Source organism: Streptomyces sp. NPDC107522 (assembly GCF_055657525.1).
This window is the reverse complement of the sequence record NZ_JBVKAU010000010.1, coordinates 130,355-153,362: the sequence shown is the minus strand read 5'-3', so window position 1 is coordinate 153,362 and position 23,008 is coordinate 130,355. Positions and strand designations below refer to the sequence as shown.

Genomic DNA, 23,008 nt, shown 5'->3' with positions numbered 1-23,008 from the left:
CCCTTCACAAACAGGCGGACGCCCCGGAGTACGGTCCTCCGGGGCGTCCGTCAGCACATCCGGACCCGCAGACGAATCACCGCGCCTACGCCGTAGGCCAAGGCACCTGCGGCGATCGATAGAACCCGATCCCCAACGCCTCCCACCGCGGCCCCTGCGCAGCAAGCCGCACCTTGTAGGCGTCCCAGTCGTGCGTGGCAGCCGGCGACCAGCCCAGCTCGGCGGCGCCCGCCAGCCTCGGGAAGGCCATGTACTCGATGTCGGCGGACTTCGTGATCGTCTCGGTCCACAGCGGCGCCTCGACACCACGGATCGCCGAAGAAGGCGCACCCGGCAGGTAGTTCCCCGGATCCCAGTCGTACGACCGCTTCACCTCGACCAGGCCCGCCCAGTCCAGGCCCAGCGGAGTGTCGGCCGTGTACTTCATGTCGAGGTAGAGCCGGTCGGCCGGGGACAGGATGATCCCGGTCCCGCTCCGCGCCGCCGCCGCGACCCGCGCCTTCTCCTCCGCACTCGTCCCGTCCAGCCCCCAGTACTGCGCCAGAGCCCCCCGCGAGGGGTTCGCGCCGGTCAGCTGATGCCAGCCGACCACCGTCTTGCCGTACTCGGCGACGATCGGCTGCACCCGGTCCATGAACTTCACATAGTCCTCGTGGCTGGTGGAGTGCGCCTCGTCGCCGCCGATGTGGAGATAGCGGCCCGGCGTGAGCGCGGCGAGCTCCCGGATCACGTCGTCCACGAAGTCGTACGTGATCTCCTTGCCGACACACAGCGAGCTGAAGCCGACGTCCGTGCCGGTGTAGAGCGGGGGTGCCACGCCGTCGCAGTTGAGCTCGGCGTACGAGGCCAGCGCGGCGTTCGTGTGGCCCGGCATGTCGACCTCGGGGACGACCTCCAGGTAGCGCGAGGACGCGTACCGGACGATCTCCTTGTAGTCGGCCTTCGTGTAGAAGCCCCCGGGGCCGCCGCCGACCTGCGTCGAGCCGCCGTAGGCCGTGAGGCGCGGCCAGGAGTCGATGGCGATGCGCCAGCCCTGGTCGTCGCTGAGGTGCAGATGCAGCTTGTTGATCTTGTAGAGGGCGAGTTGGTCGATGTAGCGCTTGACCTGGTCGACGGTGAAGAAGTGCCGGGAGACGTCGAGCATCGCGCCGCGCCAGCCGTAGCGCGGGGTGTCGGTGATCGTGCCGCCCGCGACCAGCCAGGGGCCGGGCTGGACGGACTTCTTCTCGACGGCCGCCGGGAGGAGTTGGCGCAGGGTCTGGACGCCGTGGAAGAGACCGGCGGGCTCGGCCGCCGTGATGGTGACGCCGCTGCGGCCGCTGTCGAGGCGGTAGCCCTCGGCGCCGAACGGGCCCTTGGCGAGGCGCAGTCGCAGGCCGCCCCGGCCGTACGAGGTGACCGGCAAGGGGTAGCCGGTGGAGGGCCGCAGGACGCCCGCGAGGTACTCGCCGACGCGCCGGGCCTCGCGGGAGTCGTCGACGAGGATGCGGGTGCCGTCGGTGATGCGGTACGGGGATCCGCCCGGCGTCACCGACGCGGGCGCCGGGACCACCCGACCCAGGGGTGTCGCCTCGCCGGGCGCCGGTGCCGCGCCGGCCGTGAAGGCGCAGGCCGCAGCCACGAGCAGCAGGGATCCGAGGATCCGGGTCATGCGGGGAGTCGTTCTGTGGTGCCGTCTCACATGCGCTCCCTTCAGGATTGGTAGAGACCACTCTCCCGCAGAACCGATGAAACAATCCCCCCATGGCGGAAATCATCCAGAAGGACGGCACGTGGGTCTTCGACGGCGACGCCCTGCGGCTGACTCCCGGACGGGACAAGAACGTCAGCCTGTTCCGCAAGACGCTGGGTGAACTGGTCGTCCCCCTGGGCGCGTTGGCGGGGGTCTCGTTCGAGCAGGGCAAGAAGGCCGGGCGGCTGCGGCTGCGCCTGCGCGACGGCGCCGACCCGCTGCTGCACGCCACGGGCGGCCGGCTCACCGAGCCCAACGACCCGTACCAGCTGATCGTCGAGTCCGACCGGTACGGCGTCGCCGAGTACTTCGTGGACGAGGTGCGCAACGCCCTGCTGCTGGACGAGGTGCCGGCCGACCCGGTCGACAAGTACCTGCTGCCGGGCCCGTCCCTGCCCCTGTCGGTCTCCGCCGGGGACGGCACCGCCGGCTTCGACGGCGAGCACGTGCGCCTGGAGTGGAACTGGAAGACGGAGGACGCCAAGGCCGCCGCCGGCCCGCGCTCCCTCCCGCTCACCGACATCGCGGCCGTGGAGTGGCATCCGGCGGCGGGCCTGGAGAACGGCTACCTCCGCTTCACCGTCAGGAACGCGCCCACCAAGGCCCCGCCCAAGTACGACCCCAACTCCGTGGAGCTGTGGGGCTTCAAGAAGGACCCGCTGATGGCCCTGGTCGCGGCGGCGGTCCAGGCGCGCCTCCCGCACCCGACCGCCCCCACCCCTCATGCCGCCGCGAGCATGCCGCAGGACGACGTGGCCCAGGACCACGACGCCCTGCTGCGCCGCCTGCGCGAACTGGGCGAACTCCACCGCACGGGTGTGCTGACGGACGAGGAGTTCACGATGGCCAAGCAGGCGGTGCTCAAGCGGATGTAGCGCGTACGGCGGCTACTTGGCCCGGCGGGCCACCGTGAAGTGGTCGATCCGGTCGCCCGTCTCGGCGATGCCCTGGACCTTCAGGGTGGTGTACCGGCCGCGCGGCGCGGGCGTGACGTCCACGCGCAGGAACGAGTAGTTCAGGTAGCGCACCCGGGACCAGGCGACCGTCTCGTTCTGCTTGCCGTCCTTGAGGTTGACGAACGAGGCCACGGAGTCGACCTCGCGCTCGTGCCCCTCGTACGAGTCCGGCGCGCTGAACGCGTACAGGCTGCGGCCCGCCGCACCCGCCGTCACGTACACCACGCCCTCGGTCTCGGGGTAGGCCGTGCCGCCGATCGGCAGCTTCTTGGCGACCTGGTCGCCCTTGATGACGTCGGTGCGCTCGTACTGGTGGTTGTGGCCGTTGATGACCAGATCCACCTGGTACTTCTCGAACAGCGGCACCCACTCCTGTCGCACGCCGCCTTCCGAGGCGTGCGCCGTGGAGGTGCAGTACGCGCAGTGGTGGAAGAAGACGACGACGAAGTCGATGTCCTCGGCCGCCCGGTACTTCTTCAGCTGCGCCTCGAACCACCTGGTCTGGGTGCCGCCGGAGATACCGAGGTTGGCCGGGATCTCGAAGGAGACGTCGTTGGGGTCGAGCGAGATGACCGCCGTGTTGCCGTAGACGAAGGAGTAGACGCCCGGCAGGTTCTTCTTGTCCGGCCCGTTGTCGGGGAGCGTGAAGCGGGCCTCCTCGCCGCCGTAGCCGTTGGGCGAGTACCAGGCCTCCATGTCGTGGTTGCCGTAACTCACCATCCATGGCACGGACTTGGCGACCGACTCGGTCTGCGCGAGGAACTGGTCCCACACGCGCGAGTCGAAGCCGGTGTCGGCGGTCTTGCCCGCGCCGGAGGGGTCGGCGTAGGCGATGTCGCCCGCGTGCAGGTGGAAGACCGGGTTCTGGCCCAGGATCAGGCTGTCGTTGGCGAGGCCGTGGTAGCTGACGCCCTGGTCGCCGAAGGCGGTGAAGGTGAAGGGCGTCTTGTGGGCGGGCGCGGTGGTGAAGGTGCCGAGGGTGCCCAGCAGATTCGGCTCGGCGGGGTCGAAGCCCTCGTGGCCGACGCCGTAGTAGTAGGTGCGGCCGGGGCGCAGGTGGGTCAGCTTGGCGTGCAGGTAGTACTGCGTGTGATCGGCGCTCGCGCCGACACCGGCCGGCGTGTAGAGGGTGCGGACCTCGGCCTCGATCTTGCGGGAGAGGTCCCAGGGGTGGGCGCCGATGCGGACGAACGGCTTCTTCACGGCGACCGGGACCTGCCACGAGATGGTCATCTCGGTGCGCGGGTCGTTGCCGTAGGCGAGGTGGCGGCCGAACGGGGCGACCAGGGCGCCGTCGACGGTCTCGGTGCGCGGCGCCGTCTGTGTCGGTACGGCCTGCGCGGTGGCTGCCTGTGCGGTGCCGCCCGGCATGAACGCGCCACCCGCGACGGCGCCGAGCGTGACGGCGCCGCCTCTGATCATGTTGCGCCGCGAGAACTTGGCGCGCAGGTACTCGTGCTGCTCGGCCATGCTCATGCGGTCGGCCAGCTGCTGGGGTACTCCCATGCGAGGAATGTCCATGGCGCCACAAGGTGCTCGCTGCACACATCCCCCCGCGGAACAACCGCCCAACGAACACCCATGGGCGTTCCATAACTCTCCCAAAGCCCCTTGACACGCCCTTGCCCGAAATCGGGCAGAATTCTTGCGAACCAGTCCCCCATACCCCAGGATCTACCGAGTGCACGACGACCTTGTTGATCACCTGACCCGCACCACACCCCTCAACCGGGGCGAGGCGCTGCGTGTGATCCAGGACGTGCTCGCCTACTTCGACGAGACGACCGAGGAGTACGTCCGTCGCCGCCACCGCGAGCTCCAGGCCCAGGGCCTGGTGAACGCGACGATCTTCGAACGGATCGAGGCGGACCTGAAATACCGGGCGGTGGCCCCGGCGGAGCTCACGCTCCGCCAGCTGCGCCGGATCGTCTACGGCTAGGGATACCTATATATATGTGCGGAATCGTCGGATACATCGGGAAGCGTGACGTAGCGCCCCTGCTGCTGGAGGGCCTCCAGCGCCTGGAGTACCGCGGCTACGACTCGGCGGGCATCGTCGTCACGTCCCCGAAGGCGGCGGGCCTGAAGACGGTCAAGGCCAAGGGCCGGGTCCGTGACCTGGAGGCCAAGGTCCCGGCGCGCTTCAAGGGCACGACCGGCATCGCCCACACCCGCTGGGCCACCCACGGCGCCCCGTCCGACGTGAACGCCCACCCGCACCTCGACGCCGAGGGCAAGGTCGCCGTCGTCCACAACGGCATCATCGACAACGCCTCCGACCTGCGCCGCAAGCTGGAGGCCGACGGCGTCGAGTTCCTCTCCGAGACCGACACCGAGGTCCTCGTCCACCTCATCGCCCGTTCGCAGGCGGAGAAGCTGGAGGACAAGGTCCGCGAGACGCTGCGCCTCATCGAGGGCACGTACGGCATCGCGGTCCTGCACGCCGACTTCCCGGACCGCATCGTCGTGGCCCGCAACGGCTCCCCGGTCGTCCTCGGCATCGGCGAGAAGGAGATGTTCGTCGCCTCGGACATCGCCGCGCTGGTCGCCCACACGCGGCAGATAGTGACGCTGGACGACGGCGAGATGGCCACCCTGAAGGCCGACGACTTCCGCACCTACACGACGGAGGGCACCCGTACGACGGCGGAGCCCACGACCGTCGAGTGGGAGGCCGCCTCCTACGACATGGGCGGCCACGACACCTACATGCACAAGGAGATCCACGAGCAGGCCGACGCCGTGGACCGCGTGCTGCGCGGCCGCATCGACGACCGCTTCTCCACCGTGCACCTCGGCGGCCTCAACCTGGACGCCCGCGAGGCCCGCCAGATCCGCCGCGTGAAGATCCTCGGCTGCGGCACCTCGTACCACGCGGGCATGATCGGCGCCCAGATGATCGAGGAGCTGGCCCGCATCCCCGCGGACGCCGAGCCGGCCTCCGAGTTCCGCTACCGCAACGCGGTGGTCGACCCCGACACCCTCTACATCGCCGTCTCCCAGTCCGGTGAGACGTACGACGTCCTGGCGGCCGTCCAGGAGCTGAAGCGCAAGGGCGCGCGGGTCCTGGGCATCGTGAACGTGGTGGGCTCGGCGATCGCCCGCGAGGCCGACGGCGGCATCTACGTCCACGCGGGCCCCGAGGTCTGCGTCGTCTCGACGAAGTGCTTCACCAACACCACGGTCGCCTTCGCCCTCCTCGCCCTCCACCTGGGCCGCACCCGCGACCTCTCCGTCCGCGACGGCAAGCGGATCATCGAGGGCCTGCGCAAGCTCCCCGCCCAGATCGCCGAGATCATGGAGCAGGAAGAGGAGATCAAGAAGCTGGCCGAGCAGTTCGCCGAGGCCCGCTCGATGCTCTTCATCGGCCGCGTCCGGGGCTACCCGGTGGCCCGCGAGGCCTCCCTGAAGCTCAAGGAGGTCTCCTACATCCACGCCGAGGCCTACCCGGCCTCCGAGCTCAAGCACGGCCCCCTGGCCCTGATCGAGCCCGCCCTCCCCACGGTCGCGATCGTCCCCGACGACGACCTCCTGGAGAAGAACCGCGCCGCCATGGAGGAGATCAAGGCCCGCAGCGGCAAGATCCTCGCGGTGGCCCACCAGGACCAGGAGAAGGCCGACCAGACGATCGTGGTCCCGAAGAACGAGGACGAACTGGACCCGATCCTGATGGGCATCCCGCTGCAACTCCTCGCCTACCACACGGCATTGGCGCTGGGCAGGGACATCGACAAGCCGAGGAACCTCGCCAAGTCGGTGACCGTCGAGTAGAAGCTTTCAGGGAACGGCCCCCCGTGTTGACACCCAACACGGGGGGTCCGTTTTCATGTGCGCCGCCACAGCCTCTCCCCGTCCCGCTCCTCCTCCGTCACGGTCAGCCCGGCCGCCGCGGCAACCGAAGCCGAGGCCAGGTGATCGGGACGGACATGCGCAACGACCGTACGGACGCCCCGTCCGCCGAGCCACCCGACCAGCCCCCGCGCCGCCTCGGACGCGAACCCGCGCCCCTGCCACGGCGTACCGACTATCCAGGCGATCTCGGCGTCATGGCCCCCGGCCACCGTGGCCTGGACCGTGCCCACGAGACACGACTCGGCGCGCAGCCACAGCACCCAGTTGCACCAGGAGACGCCCGGGTAGGGGGCTCCGGCGACGAGCCGCTCGTAGCGGGCGTGCAGCTCGCCGGGTGAGAGGGGAGCGCCGCCGATGAAGTGGTGCAGCGCCGGGTCCGACAGGACGACGGCCATCTCCTCGGCGTACTCCACGCGCAGCGGAAGGAGATCGAGGCGGGCGGTGGTGATGGGCTCGGCGTGTATGCGGGGCTCGGACATCGTCCGCAGCCTAGGGCCCGCCGGGCTCCGGAAATGCTTCAGCCGGTGACTTCGTCCTGAAGTCACCGGCTGAGCGGTGAGGGTGAGTGACGGGACTCGAACCCGCGGCATCCTGGACCACAACCAGGTGCTCTACCAGCTGAGCTACACCCACCATGACCGGCGATCGACTTTGTGGAGTCCCCGACCGGCCGAGAAAAAGTGTACAGGGTCCGAAGGGGTGCTCGCGCACAGCTTTTGCGGCGCCCCTGGGTGACCCCCCTCACCCGCCTACTGAGCAGGCAGAACGTGCTTTGCGGCGATCGACTTGGCGGTGTCCGAGTCGGGGCCGGGCTGCGGTACGAAGATGGCCTCGCGGTAGTAGCGGAGTTCGGCGATGGACTCGCGGATGTCGGCGAGGGCGCGGTGGTTGCCGTTCTTCTCGGGGCTGTTGAAGTAGGCACGCGGGTACCAGCGGCGGGCCAGCTCCTTGACCGACGAGACGTCGACGATCCGGTAGTGGAGGTAGTCCTCCAGCGTCGGCATGTCGCGGAGCAGGAAGCCGCGGTCCGTGCCGACGGAGTTGCCGCACAGCGGGGCCTTGCCGGGTTCCTTCACGTGCTCGCGTACGTACGCCAGGACCTGCTCCTCGGCGTCCGCCAGCGTCGTGCCGCCGGCGAGCTCGGCGAGCAGTCCGGACGCGGTGTGCATCTGACGCACCACCTCCGGCATCGTCTCCAGCGCCTGCTCCGGCGGGCGGATGACGATGTCCACGCCCTCGCCGAGGACGTTCAGCTCGGAGTCGGTGACGAGGGCGGCAACCTCGATGAGCGCGTCGTCGGACAGCGAGAGGCCGGTCATCTCGCAGTCGATCCACACCATGCGATCGTTCATGCGACCACCCTAAAGCTGACGTCCGCTTTTGGTACGCCCGGTGTCGCAGCCGGCCTGCGCGGACGCCGGACGGGCTGAGTCGATCAGCTCGTCCGGCGTCACAAGGTCACGTCACGACCCGCTGCGCTGCCCCGGCAGACTCGCCCGGCTCGCCGCATACGCCTCGCGGCCGTGGTCCGACGCCACCGACAGCGGCGCTGACGTGCCCACGGGCGCCGGAGTGCGGCGGGTCTGGAGCGGGACCGGGCCACCCTCGGGGTACGGGGACGGCGGTGGACCCGACGGTGCCGGAGCCTGGCCCACCGACTCCGTGTCCGTCGGCCGGTCGCTCTGGGGGCGCCGCGCCCGGTACGCCGCCCGGTACGCGGCCGGCGAGGAGCCGAGCTGGCGGCGGAAGTGGCCGCGCAGCGCCACCGGCGAGCGGAAGCCGCAGCGGCCCGCGACCTCGTCCACCGAGTAGTCCGACGTCTCCAGCAGACGCTGCGCCTGCAGCACCCGCTGGGTGATCAGCCACTGCAGCGGCGCGCTCCCGGTCAGGGAGCGGAAGCGGCGGTCGAAGGTGCGGCGCGACATGTACGCGCGCGCGGCCAGCGTCTCCACGTCGAACTGCTCGTGGAGATGCTCCAGCGCCCAGGCGACGACCTCGGCCAGCGGGTCGGCGCCGATCTCCTCCGGTAAAGATCGGTCGAGGTAGCGCTCCTGGCCGCCGGATCGGCGCGGCGGGACGACGAGACGCCGGGCCAGCGCGCCCGCCGCCTCGTTGCCGTGGTCCGTCCGCACGATGTGGAGACAGAGATCGATTCCGGCCGCCGTACCCGCCGACGTCAGCACGTCCCCGTCGTCCACGAAGAGCTCTCGTGGATCCACGTGCACCGACGGATAGCGCTTGGCCAGCGTCGGTGCGTACATCCAGTGTGTCGTCGCCGGGCGGCCGTCCAGCAGGCCCGCCGCGGCGAGGACGAAGGCGCCGGTGCACAGCCCGACTATGCGGGCGCCTTCCTCGTGCGCCCGGCGCAGTGCGTCGAGCGCCTCCTCCGGCGGCGGCGAGGTGATCGAGCGCCAGGCCGGCACGACGACCGTGCCCGCCCTCGATATCGCCTCCAGGCCATGCGGTGCGGAGAGTTCCAGGCCCCCTGTGGTCCGCAGTGGGCCTTCCTCGCCGCCGCACACCAGCAGTCGGTAGCGCGGCACGCCGGCGTCCTGGCGGTCGATCCCGAACACCGACAGCGGTATGGAACTCTCGAAGATGGGGCCGCCGCTGAACAGCAGCACCGCGACGATCTCCTTGCGACGTCGCCCGGAAAGCTTCCGGGCCGCGGCTTCCGGCGCGGCAGTGGAGTCGTGGCTCATACTGCTAAGCCCCCCTCGGTGGTCGCGGCTCCTCGGTTGTGTCGCTCCTGCACGTTTCCCCTCGGTCCTGCACGAGTCCCCCGCCGTAGACAGTCAAGATCGAATCTACTGTGTCGCGTCGTGCCGCAGTGGCCGGTTCGGCACTCGGCACATTGTCGACTTGGCAACTTGGCGTGAAGCATTCGATCACGAAGCGTTGCACTCACGGGCCGTGCAGGGAAGTGCGCCTTGTCGCAGTGGCCAATCCACGTAGGGTGCGCAGACCCCCTGAGGCCCTTTCCGTGCAGGTGGAACGGGGGGTGGAGGGTGTTCTGGGCGGGGGATGCGCGGACGCCAGAAGTTGGCTGAAAAGCAGCGCCCCCGTGCGCGGAAACCGGTCAGCCGACCGGTGTATTTCCCCCAGTGTGACGTCCGCCTCGGTGGGCCCCGGTTCCGGTCCTGTGGTGGCGTCCGCGTCGCGAGGGCGACGGGCCGGTGCGTTCGTCGTCCTTCATGCGCGCCGCGCCGCGTTCCGATTCACGCAGCAGCAGCCGGCAGACCGCCGTCACGGCCGCGAGGCCGAGGGCCGTGCCGGTGGCGCCGGCCAGCGAGGTGCCGTACCAGAGGAGGACCACGGGGACCAGGACACAGGAGAAGACCGCCCACCGGACCACGGTGGCGCTGTCCTCGTACGGGGTGCGGGGTCCTGGCATGAGTGTGTGCTCCCTGGGCTCCCTCGGGGGTGGATCACGGGGATCAACGCCCGTTCGAGCGGTCGGTCACCGTGAATCCTGCACAAACAGCCTGTACACCGCAGCAACCATTGCGTTACGGGCGTCCCCTCGTGCATGCTCCCTGGAACCCGCACCGACCGTGAGCGGGTATCTGGGCTAAGGAGGCGTGCCGCCGTACCCTTGGGGTATGGGGTTGGGAAGACCATTCCCGGACACAGCTCCGCCGCACACGACTGTATCCATCAACGAGCTCCGCTCGCGGGCCCCCCATATAAGGATCACAACGCCGAGACAGCCATGGCCGGTCACGAATTCTTCGAACCCGCGGACCGCAAGCGGCCGGTCGCCGACCCGACGGCGGCCGAGCCCCTGGCGGCGGAAGAGCCACGCCATTCCTGCGACCCCGCCTTCAAGCACGGCGTCGTCGTGGGCTTCGACGGCTCCACCTCCAGTGAGCGCGCCCTCGCGTACGCCATCGGCATGGCTCATCGCTCCGGGTCGGGCCTGATCATCGTCCACGTCGCCAACCGGCTGCCCACCACGGTGTGGGCGGGCTGCGAGCCGCCGGTCTTCGTGGACGTGCCGGACCACCGCACCGAGGTGCTCGGCCTCGAACTCGCCTGCGCCGACTATCTCGCCGAGGTGCCCTGGATCCTCGTCGAGCGCGGCGGCGACATCTGCCACGAGCTCGAAGAGGTCGGGCGGGAGTACGAGGCGGACGCGATCGTCGTCGGCTCCACGCACGGCATCGTCGGGCGGATCTTCGGCTCCGTCGCCGGGCGGCTGGCCAAGCGCGCCAAGCGTCCCGTCGTTGTCATTCCGTAACTCGTCGTTGTCCCAGGTGAGATGAGCCGTTCGGGACATCGGGCTCCTTTGTGCGATGCGTGAATTTACTCGCGCGTAGAGGTGTTTGTGCCTTTGTGAAGGGCATATAACGCTCACCGCACAACTGCACATGCAAGAAGGGAGCCCGCCGTGGACAACGACGTCTCTGCGGGAAGCGGAATCACCACCGTGGTCGGCCGACTCGCCCTGGGCATCACCCTGTTGGCCTTCGGGCTGGGGTACACCGAAGTGCTCGACGGTGTGTCGGCTGCTGACGCCGTATCAATCGCCCAGTACGTGGGCGGCATAGCCCTCTTCGTCGCCGGCCTGATGGCCCTGCGCGACCGTGACGGCGCGAACGGGACCGCGTTCGTGGCGCTCGGCGCCCTCTGGTTCACCTGGGCCGTGTCCGCGGACGCGGCGGTCTCCGACAACGCGGCGGGGCTCTTCCTGCTGCTGTTCGCCCTGGTGGCGCTGTCCCTCACCCTCGCCGGTGGTGACCAGCTCGGTCAGGGCGCGTACGGGCTGTTCTTCGTCTCCCTGCTGCTGATGGCGATCGCCCAGTTCGCCGGCAATGACGGGCTCACCAAGGTCGGGGGCTGGTTCGCCGTCGCCGCGGGTGCGGTGGCCTGGTACGCCGCGACCGCCGCGTTGGCCCACTGGCCGACGGCCCTTCCGCGACGCGCTGCCGGCCGGGGAGTGACGGCCACCGGTTAGCTGCGCAGGCCGGGGAGTTGGGCGGCTCCCCGGCGTTCAAGAACGGACCCCCCGTGAATGGTGGCATCACGTGGGGGTCCGTCCTCTTGTTTGGCCTCTGCGGGTTCGTGGGGGCTGGTCGCGCAGTTCCCCGCGCCCCTTGGGGCGTCACCGGAGCCGTTGCCCCATCAAGGCGCGGGTGCCCGGGGCGCAGCTCGCCGTCAGTTCGGCGAGTTGAGCGGTCGACAGCTTCCGGGCTGAGCCGCGTCGGGTGTGGTCCAGCGTCTCGGATGCCGTGTGGAGCCACTGGGGCAGGGGGGCGACGCCGATGAACTCGGCCAGGCGGGTGAGTTCTTCGGTCGGGTTGTCCAGGAGGTCCTCGTAGGCGAGCGTGGTGCCTTGGTCGGTGGGCAGGCGGGTGAGGAACTGCGTGCCCTCGGTGACCAGTTCGGACCACAGGGCGCCGAACCTCCGCAGGGGGAGGTCCCGGTCGCGTACGAGGGCGGGGTCGAAGCGCTCGGCGAGCAGGGGGGCCAGGTCCGGGGGCAGGGCGCGCACGTGGTCGTCGGTCAGGTCGGCGAAGCTGTCGATGCCGGCTCGTTCCTTGATCTCGCGCAGCAGCAGGATCGTGCAGTAGCCGGGGTGGCGGCTCATGGACAGGGCGCAGTCCGGACCGTCTCTGAACAGGTGCACGAACCGCGCGTCCGGGAACGCGTCGCGCAGCCCTGGTGCCCAGCCGGTCGAGTAGCCGGACCGCTCCACGACGGCGGTCCGCCCGAACCGCCCGCAGAGCAGGTCGAACAGCGCCCGGTGGTGCTCGGCGACGGTGCGTTCGGGCCAGCGGACCACCTCCGCCGCGAGCTCGTCGAGAAGCCCGTCCGGGTCGTCGGTGAGGTGCGGCAGCACCATCAGGGAGAGCGCGGGAATGCCGGTCTCCGCCGTGTATCTGCCGGGTCGGCGTGTGTAGAGGAACTCCGGCAGCGGCAGCCCGCTCCGGATCATCCGCTCGAAGTGCGGGGCGGGCCGGAAGAGCGCCTGCCAGAACTCGTCACCGGTCAGCGTCCCTTCGGGAAAGGCGGCGTCGCCCACCGAGGCCATGAACTCGTTGAGGCTCAGGACGTCCGGGTGGGCGTTGAGGATGCGCGACAGCGCGGTCGAGCCGCTACGCCCCGTGCCGATGACGAAGGTCAAGGAACGCATGGTCGCCTTTCGCGTGCTGTCCGACTCCGGCTCTGCCCGGCCCACCGGGCTGCGTACCCAGCCTGCCCTCAGGACGAAGCCCTCATCACCAGTTCCGTCGCCAGCACCACCTGCGGCCGCTCCAGCCCCCGCGACACCGCCGGGCGGCGGTCCGCGATCTCTCCGAGGAGCAGGTCCAGCATGCGGCGGCCCATGTCCTCGATGGGCTGGCGGACGCTGGTGAGGGGCGGCTCCATGTGGCGGGCGATGGCCGAGTCGTCGTAGCCGACGAGGGCCACGTCGTCGGGGATACGGCGGCCCGCCTCGCGCAGGGCCTGGCGGGCGCCCGCCGCCATCACGTCCGATCCCGCGAAGACCGCGTCCAGGTCGGGGCGGCGCGCGAGCAGGGCCTGCATCGCGCTGACGCCGCCCTCCTCGGTGAAGTCGCCCGGCTCGATCAGGCCCTCGTCCACCTCGTGGCCGGCATCGCTCAGGGCGTCGCGGTAGCCGTCGACGCGGCGCTGGGCGCCGTAGACGTCCAGGCGGCCGGTGATGTGGGCGATCCGGGTGCGGCCGCGGGCCAGCAGGTGCTCGACGGCCGAGCGGGCGCCGCCGTAGTTGTCGGAGTCCACCGAGGTCAGCGTCTCCGCGGCCGACCTGGGGCCGCTGATCACCGCCGGGATCTCCAGCTGGGCCAGCAGGTCCGGCAGGGGGTCGTCCGCGTGGACCGAGACCAGGAGCACGCCGTCCACGCGGTGCGCCGCCAGGTACTGGGCCAGGCGGCGTCGCTCCCGGTCGCTGCCCGCGAAGATCAGCAGCAGCTGCATCTCGGTGTCGGAGAGCCCGGCGCCCACCCCCTTGAGCATGTCCGAGAAGTACGGCTCGGCGAAGAAACGCGTCTCGGGCTCGGGCACGACCAGCGCGATCGCGTCCGTGCGGTTCGCCGCCAGGGCGCGGGCCGCCGTGTTGGGGACGTAGCCGAGCTCGGCGACCGCCGCCTCCACCGCGGCGCGGGTCGCGTCGCTGACGCGGGGCGAACCGTTGATCACCCGGGAGACGGTGCCGCGGCCGACGCCCGCGCGCGCCGCCACCTCTTCGAGGGTGGGCCGGCCGCCGCTCCGGCCCCGCGTTCCGTGGGTTGCCATTGGCTCCGCCTTCCCCGCCGATCCTTGCGTCGGCCTGGAATCTAACAGTCCCGTCCGCTGCGGTGACCCCACCTGCGGGTTGCCGCCTCCAGACCCCCGCTTCGGCCTGAAATGGCCTCGTCCTCGAGCGCCGGACGGGCTGAGCTGAGTCCAGTTAACGTCCCGATAACTGAACGCATCTCTCCGCGCCGACTCCCTTGACACCCCCGCTCGGACCGACGACCCTTCAACACATCACCTGTGGGAGCGCTCCCACAGTACCTGACACATACACATCCCGCACGTTCCCCGCCCGAGCCGCAGCGTGAACAATGAACGGGCCCAACAGTGCAGTTGGCCGGGGGGTCGGCACGTCAGGCAACAGGAGGACGCAATGCGCACGAGTACCCGCGGGTCCCGCCGGCTGATGGCCCTCGCGGCCGTCGCCGCGCTGACGACAGGGCTGCTCGCCGGCTGCGCCGAGGACTCGGACGACGGCTCCGCGAACGAGGGCGGTGGCAACGGCGGCGGTGGCAAGACCACGCTCACCGTCGGCACGTTCGGCACCTTCGGCTACAAGCAGGCCGGCCTCTACGACGAGTACATGAAGCTGCACCCCGACATCTCCATCAAGGAGAACGTCACCACCCGCACCGACGTCTACTGGCCCAAGGTCCTCACCCGACTGCAGGCCGGCTCCGGTACCGACGACATCCAGGCGATCGAGGTCGGCAACATCACCGAGGCCGTGCAGACGCAGGCCGACAAGTTCGTCGACCTCGGCAAGGACGTCGACAAGTCGCAGTGGCTGGACTGGAAGAACCAGCAGGCCACCACGAAGGACGGCAAGCTGATCGGGCTCGGCACCGACATCGGCCCGATGGCGATCTGCTACCGCAAGGACCTGTTCGAGAAGGCCGGCCTGGAGACCGACCGCACCAAGCTCGCCGAGCAGTGGAAGGGCGACTGGGGCAAGTACGTCGACCTCGGCAAGGAGTACATGAAGAAGGCGCCGAGCGGCACCAAGTTCGTGGACTCCGCCTCCTCCGTCTACAACGCGGTCCTCAACGGCGAGAGCGAGCGGTACTACGACAAGGACGGCAACGTCATCTGGGAGAAGTCCGCGGGCGTGAAGAAGTCGTGGGACATCGCCATGGAGGTGGCGACCAGCGACATGTCGGCGAAGCTGAAGCAGTTCGACAAGCCCTGGGACCAGGGCTACGCCAAGGGGTCGTTCGCCACGGTGGCCTGCCCGGCCTGGATGATCGGCTACATCCTGGAGAAGTCCGGTGAGTCCGGCAAGGGCAAGTGGGACGTGGCCGCGGCGCCGACCGCGGGCAACTGGGGCGGTTCGTTCATCGGCGTGCCGACGGCGAGCAAGCACCAGAAGGAGGCCATCGCGCTGGCGAAGTGGCTGACGGCACCCGAGCAGCAGGCGAAGGTCTTCGCCAAGCAGGCCAGCTTCCCGTCGACCCCGTCGGCGTACTCGACGCTGAAGCCGGCGGCCGCCACCACCGAGTACTTCTCGAACGCTCCGATCACGGAGATCTTCTCCGACTCCGCGAAGACCATCCCGACGCAGTACTTCGGCGTCAAGGACCAGCCGATCAACACGGCGCTGACCGACATCGGCATCCTCCAGGTCGAGCAGAAGGGCAAGTCCCCCGACGAGGGCTGGGACGCGGCCACCAATGAGGTCAAGGACGTGCTCGGCCAGTGACCAGCCCCAAGCAGGCCCTCGCGCATCCCGCGTCGAGCGCCGACGCCGCGCCCGGTGAGCAGCCGGGCGCGGCCGGCCGCGCGCACGGTCGCGGTACGCCTCCGCCGGGAAGCGACTCCTGGCGGAGCCGGCTGTACCGCTGGGACATGAAGGCGTCGCCGTACGCGTTCATCGCCCCCTTCTTCATCGTCTTCGGGGCGTTCTCGCTCGTCCCGCTGCTCTACACGGCCTGGTACTCGCTGCACAACGTGCAGCTGGCCAATCTGGACGGCCAGACCTGGGCCGGCCTGGACAACTACAAGAACCTGCTGTCCTCGGACTTCTTCTGGAACGCGCTGTGGAACACCTTCACCATCGGCGTGATCTCCACGGTGCCGCAGCTGCTGATGGCGATCGGCCTGGCGCATCTGCTCAACTACAAGCTGCGCGGCTCGACCGTGTGGCGGGTCGTGATGCTCACCCCGTACGCCACGTCGGTCGCGGCGGCGACGCTGGTGTTCGTGCTGCTGTACTCCTGGGACGGCGGCATGATCAACTGGCTGCTGGACTTCGTCGGCATCGACCCGGTCAACTGGCGTGAGTCCGACTGGGGTTCGCAGTTCGCGGTGTCGTCGATCGTGATCTGGCGCTGGACGGGCTACAACGCGCTGATCTACCTGGCGGCGATGCAGGCGATCCCGGCCGACCTCTACGAGTCCGCGGCGATCGACGGTGCCAACCGCTGGCAGCAGTTCCTCCACGTCACGATCCCGCAGTTGCGGCCGACGATCCTGTTCACGGTGGTCGTCTCGACGATCGGCGCGACCCAGCTCTTCGGTGAGCCCCTGCTGTTCGGCGGGGTGAGCGGTTCCAAGGGCGGCTCCGAGCACCAGTACCAGACGCTCGGCCTGTACATGTACGACCAGGGCTGGATCATCGGCAACCTGGGCAAGGCGTCCGCGATCGCCTGGACGATGTTCCTGCTCCTGCTGATCGTCGCCGTGATCCAACTGCTGGTCTCCCGACGGCTGAGGAAGTCCCAATGAGCACTACTGAACTGACGCTCCCTCAGGCGAAGCAGGGCAAGAAGCCCAGGCGCGAGCGGCCTCGGGTGATGGGCGCGGGCAAGCAGCTGCACGCCGGCCCGGTCACCTACGTCGTGCTGAGCGTCTTCGCGCTGGTGTCGCTGGCCCCGCTGGTGTGGACGGCGATCGCGGCCTCGCGCACCGACCGGCGGCTCGCGGAGACTCCGCCGCCGCTGTGGTTCGGCGGGAACCTGTTCAAGAACATGGAACGGGCGTGGGAGGAGGGCGGGCTCGGCACCGCGATGTTCAACACCACGTTCGTCGCGGCCACGATCACCATCAGCACGGTGCTGTTCGCCACGCTCGCCGGCTTCGCCTTCGCCAAGCTCCGTTTCCGGTTCTCCGGTCTCCTGCTGATGCTGACGATCGGCACGATGATGGTCCCGCCGCAGTTGGCGGTCGTACCCCTGTATCTGTGGATGGCGGACCTCGGCTGGTCGAACCAGCTCCAGACGGTGATCCTGCCGACGCTGTGCACGGCCTTCGGTACGTTCTTCATGCGGCAGTACCTGGTGCAGGCGCTGCCGACCGAGCTGATCGAGGCGGCGCGGGTGGACGGCGCGAGCAGTCTGCGGGTCGTCTGGCACGTGGTCTTCCCGGCGGCCCGGCCCGCCATGGCCGTCCTGGGCCTGCTGACCTTCGTGTTCGCCTGGAACGACTTCCTGTGGCCGATCATCGCCCTGAACCAGGAGAACCCGACCGTCCAGGTCGCTCTCAACTCCCTCGGCACCGGCTATGTCCCCGACCAGGCGGTGATCATGGCGGGCGCGCTGCTCGGCACGCTGCCGCTGCTGATCGCCTTCCTGCTGTTCGGCAAGCAGATCGTGGGCGGCATCATGCAGGGCGCGGTCAAGGGCTGACGCCCGCCCGCTCCGCCTCAGTCGTACGACTCCCGGGGGCCGGGTCAGCGCCGCCTCGGCCCCTGTACCACCTCCTCCTCCCCCCGCCGGCCCCTCTACCCGTCGGTCTCCACGACCCCCAATGGGAGCGCTTCCATGCCTGAGCCCATGTCCTCCGTGTCCTTTCCCCCCGCCTTCCTCTGGGGCGCCGCGACGTCCGCGTACCAGATCGAGGGAGCGGTGCGGGAGGGCGGCCGTACGCCGTCCATCTGGGACACCTTCAGTCATACGCCGGGCCGGACGGCCGGCGGCGAGCACGGTGACATCGCTGTCGACCACTACCACCGCTACCGCGAGGACGTGGCGCTGATGGCCGAGCTCGGCCTGACCGCGTACCGCTTCTCGGTCTCCTGGCCGCGCGTGCAGCCGACGGGCCGGGGCCCGGCCGTGCAGGTGGGCCTGGACTTCTACCGCCGCCTGGTCGACGAGTTGCTGTCTGCCGGCATCAAACCCGCCGTCACCCTCTACCACTGGGACCTCCCGCAGGAGCTGGAGGACGCGGGCGGCTGGCCCGAGCGTGACACGGCGTACCGGTTCGCGGAGTACGCGCAGATCGTCGGCGAGGCGCTCGGCGACCGCGTGGAGCAGTGGATCACGCTCAACGAGCCCTGGTGCAGCGCGTTCCTGGGCTACGGCTCCGGTGTGCACGCGCCGGGCCGCACGGAACCGGCGGCCACCCTGCGAGCGGCCCATCACCTCAACCTCGCCCACGGCCTTGCCACCTCGGCCCTGCGCTCGGTGATGCCGGCCCGCAACTCGGTGGCGCTCAGCCTCAACTCCTCCGTGGTACGGCCGCTGTCGCAGGACCCGGCGGACCTGGCGGCGGCCCGGAAGATCGACGACCTGGCCAACGGGATCTTCCACGGCCCGATCCTGCACGGGGCGTACCCGGAGTCGCTGTTCGCGGCCACCGAGCTGGTGACGGACTGGTCGTACGTGCTGGACGGCGACCTGGCGGCGATCAACCAGCCGTTGGACGCGCTGGGCCTGAACTACTACACCCCTTCGCTGGTCTCGGCGGCGGAACCCGACGCCGCCGGCCCGCGTGCCGACGGACACGGGGCGAGCGAGCACAGCCCCTGGCCGGCCGCGGACGACGTCGCCTTCCACCAGACGCCGGGCGACCGCACGGAGATGGGCTGGACGATCGACCCGACCGGCCTGCACGAGCTGATCATGCGCTACACGCGGGAGGCGCCGGGCCTGCCCCTGTACATCACCGAGAACGGCGCGGCCTACGACGACAAGCCCGACCCCGACGGCCGCGTCCACGACCCGGAACGCATCGCCTACCTGCACGGCCACCTCTCGGCGGTCCGCCGCGCCATCGCCGACGGCGCTGATGTCCGCGGCTACTACCTGTGGTCCCTGATGGACAACTTCGAGTGGGCGTACGGCTACGAGAAGCGGTTCGGAGCGGTGTACGTCGACTACTCGACGCTCGTCCGGACGCCGAAGTCGAGCGCGTACTGGTACGGGGAGGCGGCTCGGACGGGGGCGTTGCCGGCGATCGAGTCGGGGGTGTAGCGGAGGGGTCCCACCGGGGGCGGGGCGCGGCAGGGGGCGTGCCGCGCCCCGCGGTTCGCCGGGGCCATCCGCGAACCGGTCGGTCTCAGACAGGCGACGGCGCCCGGTTCCCCGCTGCTCGCACCCAGGAGGGGCCGGCCCCTGCGCTGATCGCCCTGGGCTGGGTGCTGACGGCGGCCTTCATCGCGGGCGTGGCCCGCCCCCTGCAGAAGAGCTGACCACCGCCGACGTGACGATGCGCGCCCCGGCCGGATGGGGGAGGCCGGCCGGGACGCGCTCCCCCGTTGTCCCGAGGGCGGCCTGCGTCAGTTGTAGGCCGCGAACGCCTTCGAGAACGCGAACTTGTCCTGGTCGATGGAGCTGCAGGTCGCGTCGGCCGACGGCTTCGGGCCGCCCGCGCAGGCCTTGTCCCGGGTCGCCGACCACATCGACAGCCAGCCGAGACCCTTGGACTTGGCGAAGTTCACCAGCTGGGTGGCGTCGTCGACCTTGAAGATCTCGGACACGACGTCGTTGACGCCGATCATCGGGGTGACGGCGACCGTCTTCCAGGCCGCGCTGTCGGAGAGGCCGAGGACGCTCTTGACCTGGGCCTGGGTGGCGGTGGCCGCCTGCTCGGCGTAGGTGCCCATGTCGCCGCTGTACGCGGGGCCGTAGTCCATCGCCATGATGTTGACGGTGTCGATCTTCACGCCGTTCTTCTTGGCGTCGGCGAGGAGGTCGACGCCCGGCTGGGTCAGGCCCTCCGGCATCACGGGGAGGGTGAAGGAGACGTCCAGGTTCGGGTGCTGCTGCTGGAGCTTGGCTATCGCCTGGGCGCGGCGGGTGTTGGCCGCCTTGTCGGGCAGGGCGCCACCTTCGACGTCGAAGTCCACCTTGGTCAGCTTGTAGGCGTCCACGACCTTGCCGTACGCCGCCGCCAGCGCGTCCGCAGACGAGCAGGTCGTCGCCAGCTCGCTGCCGGCCGCGCCGCCGAAGGAGACGCGGACGTCGCCACCCTTGGCGCGCAGGTCGCCGATCTGGGCCGCCACCGCGTCACTCGCCAGGTCCGTCACGCCGCCCCACTTCGGGGTGCAGCCGCCGCCGTCGGTGACGAAGGCGAGGTTGTAGTCCTTGACGCCCGTCGCCTGCGCGCTCGCCAGGAGGTCGAACGCCGGGTAGAGGGAGGTGTCGATGTACGGGGCGAAGCCGGCGGTGGTGCCTGTTCCGGTGCCGGGGGTCTCCGAGGGCTTGGCGGTCGGGGTCGGGGTCGCGCTCTGGGTGGGGGGCGCGCTCTGGCTGGGGGTCGCCGTCGGCTTCGGGGTGGCGGACGCGGTGGACGTCGGCCGGCCGCTCGGCTCGGGCGTCGCGCTGTCGTCCGTGGAGCACTTCGCGGCGTCGATCAGACAGCCCGTCGGTGCGCCCGTGCCGTTGACCACGAAGCCGACCGTGACCGACTCACCGGCGGCCAGCCCGTCCGTGTCCCACTTCGGCGGCGTGACGGTGACGTGCTGTCCGCTCACGCTCGACTCGGCGTTCCACAGGGAGCTGAGCTTCGAGCCCGACGGCAGGTCGAACTCGAGCGTCCAGTCCTTGTCCCTCTGACCGCTGTTGTTGGTGACGACGTACTGCGCGGTGTACCCCGTCGACCATTCGCTCGTCTTCGTGTACGCCGCGCCGATTCCGGCCGCCTGGGCAGTACCGGTGAACACGATCGCGCCGCCGCCGACGACGGCCGCGGCCACCAGGCCGCCGATCGCCTTGTTCCTGCCACTGACCTTGCGCCGGTGTGTCCTCATCGCGTGCCTGCCTTCGCTGTTCACCAGGGGGTGGGGTGCGGCAGCACGCTAGCGATCTCGAATCGGGCAAAGCGCCTGATCCGGGCGGCAGTTGGGGACCTTAGGGTGCGCTTAAGGAAGAGATCGGGGACGGTTAAAGGTCGAGACCAATCTGCCGGGACGGCGCCGGCGAACCGACCCGCGATGCCCCCTGCGCACCGGTTCTCTCCCGTCCAGCTGGATCCAGATCCGCACCTCGGCCCCGCCGAGCACCGACGATCCGATCCGCACGTCCCCGCCGGTCGACTCCGCGAGCCGACGCACGATGTCCAGCCCGAGCCCGGTCGAGCCGGTGCTGCCCGAACCCCGGCCGCGGGCCATCGCCGCCTCGGGGTCGGATATGCCGGGCCCGGCGTCCGAGACGAGCACGATCACCGCGTCCTCGCCGTTGTGCACGTCGACCGCGAACGCCGTGCCCTCGGGGGTGTGCCGGAAGACGTTGCCGAGCAGGGCGTCCAGCGCGGCCGCCAGATCCGCCCGGGCCACGGGTATGCGCACCGGCCGGTCCACGCCGGCCACCCGCACCTTGCGGCCCTCGTCCTCGGCCAGCGCCGACCAGAACGCCATGCGCTCGCGGACCACTTCGGCCGCGTCGCACCCGGCGCCCGGACCGGCCGCCGCCGTCTGCGGCTTGGCCTCCCGTGCCGTGCGGATGATGGTGTCGACCTCGCGCTCCAGCTGGGCGACGGCGGCCCGGGTCTGCTCGGCGGCCGGACCGTCCCCGAGCGAGGCCGCGTTCAGCCGCAGCACGGTCAGCGGGGTGCGCAGCCGGTGGGACAGGTCGGCCGCCAACTCGCGCTCGTTCGCGAGGAGTTGCACGACCTGGTCGGCCATCGAGTTGAACGCGACCGCCGCCAGCCGCAGTTCGTTCGGCCCCTCCTCGGGCACCCGGGCGCCCAGCTTGCCCTCCCCCAGCTCGTGCGCCCCCTCGACCAGGCGCTGCGCGGGCCGCACCATCCGCACCCCCAGCCGGTCGGCGACCGCCACCGTCCCCACGATCAGCGCGACCCCGACTCCGGCGAGCACCGCCCAGGCGGTGGCGAGGCCGTTGGTGACCTCGCCGTCGGGGACGTACACCTCTACGACGGCGATCTCGCCGGAGCTCAGCGCGACCGGCTGGAGCAGCGTGGATCCGCCGGGCACCTCGGTGGTCGAGGCCCGGCCCAGCCGCCGTACGGTCGCGATGTCACCGTCGGCGGCGCGCTGCCGGCCGAGGTCGACGGCGGCCACGTCACCGGCGGCCGGTATGTGCACGGCCATGCCCGCCTCCGACCCGGCCGAGGCGACGACCCGCTCCAGCTGGTCCCGGTCGGTGGTGATGGACAGCGCCGGGGCGACGGCCGCGGCCTCCCGCTCGGCGTTGGAGAAGGCACGGTCGCGGGCCATCTCCCGGATGACGAGCCCGAGCGGGACGGCGAAGGCGACCACGACCATCGTGGTCACCGCCAGACAGACCTTGACCAGTGCCCACCTCATAGCGGCGGCTCCCCCACGGGTGGTTCCAGCTTCACGCCGACGCCCCGCAAGGTGTGCAGATAGCGGGGGTTGGCGGCGGTCTCGCCCAGTTTGCGGCGCAGCCAGGACAGATGGACGTCGATGGTCTGGTCGTCGCCGTACGACTGCTGCCACACCTCGGCGAGCAGTTCCTTGCGCGGTACGACGACACCGGGCCGCCCGGCGAGGAAGGCGAGCAGGTCGAACTCGCGGCGGGTGAGGTCCAGGCGGGCACCGTCCAGCTCGGCCTGGCGGCGCAGCGGGTCGACGGTCAGGCCGCCGACGCGGAGGACGCTGGACGGGGCGGCCTCCGCGCTGCCCGACCGGGCGCGGCGCAGGACGGCGGCCATCCGGGCCGACAGGTGCTCGACCGAGAACGGCTTGGTCAGATAGTCGTCCGCCCCGGCGTTCAGCAGCCGGACGATCTCCGCCTCGTCGTCCCGTGCCGTGGCGATGATCACAGGCACGTCCGTGATGCCGCGCAGCATCTTCAGGGCCTCGGAGCCGTCCAGATCGGGCAGTCCGAGGTCCAGGATCACCACGTCGAAGCGGAAATGGGCGACCTCGCGCAGCGCCTCCAGCGCCGTGCCGACACTGCGCACCGTGTGGGCGGCGTCGGTCAGGTGCCGGATGAGCGCCGAGCGTACGAACTGGTCGTCCTCGACCACGAGCACACTTGCCATGCGCCGCACCGTACGCCATGCGAGC

General features: G+C 70.3%; 20 protein-coding genes and 1 tRNA gene. 9 read left to right on the top strand and 12 right to left on the bottom strand.

What is annotated here, in order from left to right:
• Positions 1 to 85: 85 nt before the first annotated feature.
• Positions 86 to 1,681, bottom strand: coding sequence for a beta-N-acetylhexosaminidase (locus tag ACZ7L6_RS28970; protein ID WP_471928865.1), 1,596 nt, complete (start codon positions 1,679 to 1,681; stop codon positions 86 to 88).
• Positions 1,682 to 1,743: 62 nt separating this feature from the next.
• Between ACZ7L6_RS28970 and ACZ7L6_RS28965 the strand changes: the two genes are divergently transcribed.
• Complete coding sequence (locus tag ACZ7L6_RS28965; protein ID WP_471928863.1) at positions 1,744 to 2,607, top strand: DUF4429 domain-containing protein; 864 nt, start codon at positions 1,744 to 1,746, stop codon at positions 2,605 to 2,607.
• A 12-nt stretch (positions 2,608 to 2,619) separates the two neighbouring features.
• Here the strand turns inward: ACZ7L6_RS28965 and ACZ7L6_RS28960 are convergent, their stop codons facing one another.
• Positions 2,620 to 4,194: a purple acid phosphatase family protein gene (locus tag ACZ7L6_RS28960; RefSeq protein WP_471928861.1), complete on the bottom strand. Its 1,575-nt coding sequence runs from the start codon at positions 4,192 to 4,194 to the stop codon at positions 2,620 to 2,622.
• Positions 4,195 to 4,369: 175 nt separating this feature from the next.
• Between ACZ7L6_RS28960 and ACZ7L6_RS28955 the strand changes: the two genes are divergently transcribed.
• The gene (locus ACZ7L6_RS28955; protein WP_398828639.1) at positions 4,370 to 4,627 is read left to right on the top strand and encodes a hypothetical protein; all 258 of its coding nucleotides are present in this window, start codon (positions 4,370 to 4,372) and stop codon (positions 4,625 to 4,627) included.
• A 14-nt stretch (positions 4,628 to 4,641) separates the two neighbouring features.
• A complete protein-coding gene (glmS, locus tag ACZ7L6_RS28950; RefSeq protein ID WP_471928859.1) occupies positions 4,642 to 6,459 on the top strand; it encodes a glutamine--fructose-6-phosphate transaminase (isomerizing) in 1,818 nt (605 codons plus the stop codon).
• Between the two features lie 53 nt (positions 6,460 to 6,512).
• Here glmS and ACZ7L6_RS28945 read toward each other — a convergent pair whose 3' ends face one another.
• The 5 genes from ACZ7L6_RS28945 to ACZ7L6_RS28925 all read right to left on the bottom strand — a co-directional run bounded on the left by ACZ7L6_RS28945 (position 6,513) and on the right by ACZ7L6_RS28925 (position 9,934).
• Entirely contained in the window at positions 6,513 to 7,019 is a 507-nt protein-coding gene (locus ACZ7L6_RS28945; RefSeq protein WP_471928857.1) for a GNAT family N-acetyltransferase, read from the bottom strand.
• 81 nt (positions 7,020 to 7,100) lie between these two features.
• Positions 7,101 to 7,173 (bottom strand) — tRNA-His (locus ACZ7L6_RS28940).
• A gap of 116 nt (positions 7,174 to 7,289) precedes the next feature.
• A complete protein-coding gene (gene orn, locus ACZ7L6_RS28935) occupies positions 7,290 to 7,892 on the bottom strand; it encodes an oligoribonuclease (RefSeq protein WP_398828645.1) in 603 nt (200 codons plus the stop codon).
• Between the two features lie 111 nt (positions 7,893 to 8,003).
• The gene (locus ACZ7L6_RS28930; protein ID WP_471928855.1) at positions 8,004 to 9,242 is read right to left on the bottom strand and encodes a helix-turn-helix domain-containing protein; all 1,239 of its coding nucleotides are present in this window, start codon (positions 9,240 to 9,242) and stop codon (positions 8,004 to 8,006) included.
• Between the two features lie 377 nt (positions 9,243 to 9,619).
• Positions 9,620 to 9,934: a hypothetical protein gene (locus ACZ7L6_RS28925; RefSeq protein WP_471928853.1), complete on the bottom strand. Its 315-nt coding sequence runs from the start codon at positions 9,932 to 9,934 to the stop codon at positions 9,620 to 9,622.
• 318 nt (positions 9,935 to 10,252) lie between these two features.
• Here ACZ7L6_RS28925 and ACZ7L6_RS28920 point away from each other — a divergent pair, with 318 nt between their 5' ends.
• Together ACZ7L6_RS28920 and ACZ7L6_RS28915 are read left to right on the top strand one after the other, a co-directional pair.
• The gene (locus ACZ7L6_RS28920; RefSeq protein ID WP_020277234.1) at positions 10,253 to 10,780 is read left to right on the top strand and encodes a universal stress protein; all 528 of its coding nucleotides are present in this window, start codon (positions 10,253 to 10,255) and stop codon (positions 10,778 to 10,780) included.
• Between the two features lie 150 nt (positions 10,781 to 10,930).
• A complete protein-coding gene (locus tag ACZ7L6_RS28915) occupies positions 10,931 to 11,497 on the top strand; it encodes a GPR1/FUN34/YaaH family transporter (RefSeq protein WP_471928851.1) in 567 nt (188 codons plus the stop codon).
• A gap of 147 nt (positions 11,498 to 11,644) precedes the next feature.
• Here ACZ7L6_RS28915 and ACZ7L6_RS28910 read toward each other — a convergent pair whose 3' ends face one another.
• The gene (locus tag ACZ7L6_RS28910; protein ID WP_471928849.1) at positions 11,645 to 12,676 is read right to left on the bottom strand and encodes a sulfotransferase family protein; all 1,032 of its coding nucleotides are present in this window, start codon (positions 12,674 to 12,676) and stop codon (positions 11,645 to 11,647) included.
• A gap of 68 nt (positions 12,677 to 12,744) precedes the next feature.
• A complete protein-coding gene (locus ACZ7L6_RS28905; RefSeq protein WP_471928847.1) occupies positions 12,745 to 13,800 on the bottom strand; it encodes a LacI family DNA-binding transcriptional regulator in 1,056 nt (351 codons plus the stop codon).
• A 373-nt stretch (positions 13,801 to 14,173) separates the two neighbouring features.
• On the opposite strand from ACZ7L6_RS28905, the gene ACZ7L6_RS28900 reads away from it, so the two are divergent.
• The 4 genes from ACZ7L6_RS28900 (at position 14,174) to ACZ7L6_RS28885 (ending at position 18,989) form a co-directional block, all read left to right on the top strand.
• On the top strand, positions 14,174 to 15,499 hold the full coding sequence (locus ACZ7L6_RS28900) for an ABC transporter substrate-binding protein (RefSeq protein ID WP_471928845.1): 1,326 nt from the start codon (positions 14,174 to 14,176) through the stop codon (positions 15,497 to 15,499).
• Positions 15,496 to 16,524: a carbohydrate ABC transporter permease gene (locus ACZ7L6_RS28895; protein ID WP_471928843.1), complete on the top strand. Its 1,029-nt coding sequence runs from the start codon at positions 15,496 to 15,498 to the stop codon at positions 16,522 to 16,524. The genes ACZ7L6_RS28900 and ACZ7L6_RS28895 overlap by 4 nt, the downstream gene beginning before the upstream one ends.
• Positions 16,521 to 17,423, top strand: a complete 903-nt coding sequence (locus ACZ7L6_RS28890) for a carbohydrate ABC transporter permease (protein WP_471928841.1) — start codon at positions 16,521 to 16,523, stop codon at positions 17,421 to 17,423. Before ACZ7L6_RS28895 ends, ACZ7L6_RS28890 begins: the two co-directional genes overlap by 4 nt.
• Before the next feature lie 147 nt (positions 17,424 to 17,570).
• Positions 17,571 to 18,989: a GH1 family beta-glucosidase gene (locus ACZ7L6_RS28885; protein WP_471929067.1), complete on the top strand. Its 1,419-nt coding sequence runs from the start codon at positions 17,571 to 17,573 to the stop codon at positions 18,987 to 18,989.
• A gap of 305 nt (positions 18,990 to 19,294) precedes the next feature.
• On the opposite strand, the gene ACZ7L6_RS28880 is transcribed toward ACZ7L6_RS28885, so the two are convergent.
• The 3 genes from ACZ7L6_RS28880 to ACZ7L6_RS28870 all read right to left on the bottom strand — a co-directional run bounded on the left by ACZ7L6_RS28880 (position 19,295) and on the right by ACZ7L6_RS28870 (position 22,983).
• Positions 19,295 to 20,767 (bottom strand): glycoside hydrolase family 18 protein, encoded by a 1,473-nt coding sequence (locus tag ACZ7L6_RS28880; protein ID WP_471928839.1) that lies wholly within the window; start codon positions 20,765 to 20,767, stop codon positions 19,295 to 19,297.
• A gap of 111 nt (positions 20,768 to 20,878) precedes the next feature.
• Entirely contained in the window at positions 20,879 to 22,282 is a 1,404-nt protein-coding gene (locus tag ACZ7L6_RS28875) for a sensor histidine kinase (RefSeq protein ID WP_471928837.1), read from the bottom strand.
• On the bottom strand, positions 22,279 to 22,983 hold the full coding sequence (locus tag ACZ7L6_RS28870) for a response regulator transcription factor (protein ID WP_433040820.1): 705 nt from the start codon (positions 22,981 to 22,983) through the stop codon (positions 22,279 to 22,281). The genes ACZ7L6_RS28875 and ACZ7L6_RS28870 overlap by 4 nt, the downstream gene beginning before the upstream one ends.
• Between the last annotated feature and the right edge of the window lie 25 nt (positions 22,984 to 23,008).

Bases quoted from the DNA above. Each gene is read 5' to 3' on its own strand.
- ACZ7L6_RS28965 (WP_471928863.1), top strand. From the start codon at position 1,744: ATGGCGGAAATCATCCAGAAGGACGGCACGTGGGTCTTCGACGGCGAC.
- ACZ7L6_RS28960 (WP_471928861.1), bottom strand. From the start codon at position 4,194: ATGGGAGTACCCCAGCAGCTGGCCGACCGCATGAGCATGGCCGAGCAG.
- glmS (WP_471928859.1), top strand. From the start codon at position 4,642: ATGTGCGGAATCGTCGGATACATCGGGAAGCGTGACGTAGCGCCCCTG.
- ACZ7L6_RS28945 (WP_471928857.1), bottom strand. From the start codon at position 7,019: ATGTCCGAGCCCCGCATACACGCCGAGCCCATCACCACCGCCCGCCTC.
- orn (WP_398828645.1), bottom strand. From the start codon at position 7,892: ATGAACGATCGCATGGTGTGGATCGACTGCGAGATGACCGGCCTCTCG.
- ACZ7L6_RS28930 (WP_471928855.1), bottom strand. From the start codon at position 9,242: ATGAGCCACGACTCCACTGCCGCGCCGGAAGCCGCGGCCCGGAAGCTT.
- ACZ7L6_RS28925 (WP_471928853.1), bottom strand. From the start codon at position 9,934: ATGCCAGGACCCCGCACCCCGTACGAGGACAGCGCCACCGTGGTCCGG.
- ACZ7L6_RS28920 (WP_020277234.1), top strand. From the start codon at position 10,253: ATGGCCGGTCACGAATTCTTCGAACCCGCGGACCGCAAGCGGCCGGTC.
- ACZ7L6_RS28910 (WP_471928849.1), bottom strand. From the start codon at position 12,676: ATGCGTTCCTTGACCTTCGTCATCGGCACGGGGCGTAGCGGCTCGACC.
- ACZ7L6_RS28905 (WP_471928847.1), bottom strand. From the start codon at position 13,800: ATGGCAACCCACGGAACGCGGGGCCGGAGCGGCGGCCGGCCCACCCTC.
- ACZ7L6_RS28900 (WP_471928845.1), top strand. From the start codon at position 14,174: ATGCGCACGAGTACCCGCGGGTCCCGCCGGCTGATGGCCCTCGCGGCC.
- ACZ7L6_RS28890 (WP_471928841.1), top strand. From the start codon at position 16,521: ATGAGCACTACTGAACTGACGCTCCCTCAGGCGAAGCAGGGCAAGAAG.
- ACZ7L6_RS28885 (WP_471929067.1), top strand. From the start codon at position 17,571: ATGTCCTCCGTGTCCTTTCCCCCCGCCTTCCTCTGGGGCGCCGCGACG.
- ACZ7L6_RS28880 (WP_471928839.1), bottom strand. From the start codon at position 20,767: ATGAGGACACACCGGCGCAAGGTCAGTGGCAGGAACAAGGCGATCGGC.
- ACZ7L6_RS28875 (WP_471928837.1), bottom strand. From the start codon at position 22,282: ATGAGGTGGGCACTGGTCAAGGTCTGTCTGGCGGTGACCACGATGGTC.
- ACZ7L6_RS28870 (WP_433040820.1), bottom strand. From the start codon at position 22,983: ATGGCAAGTGTGCTCGTGGTCGAGGACGACCAGTTCGTACGCTCGGCG.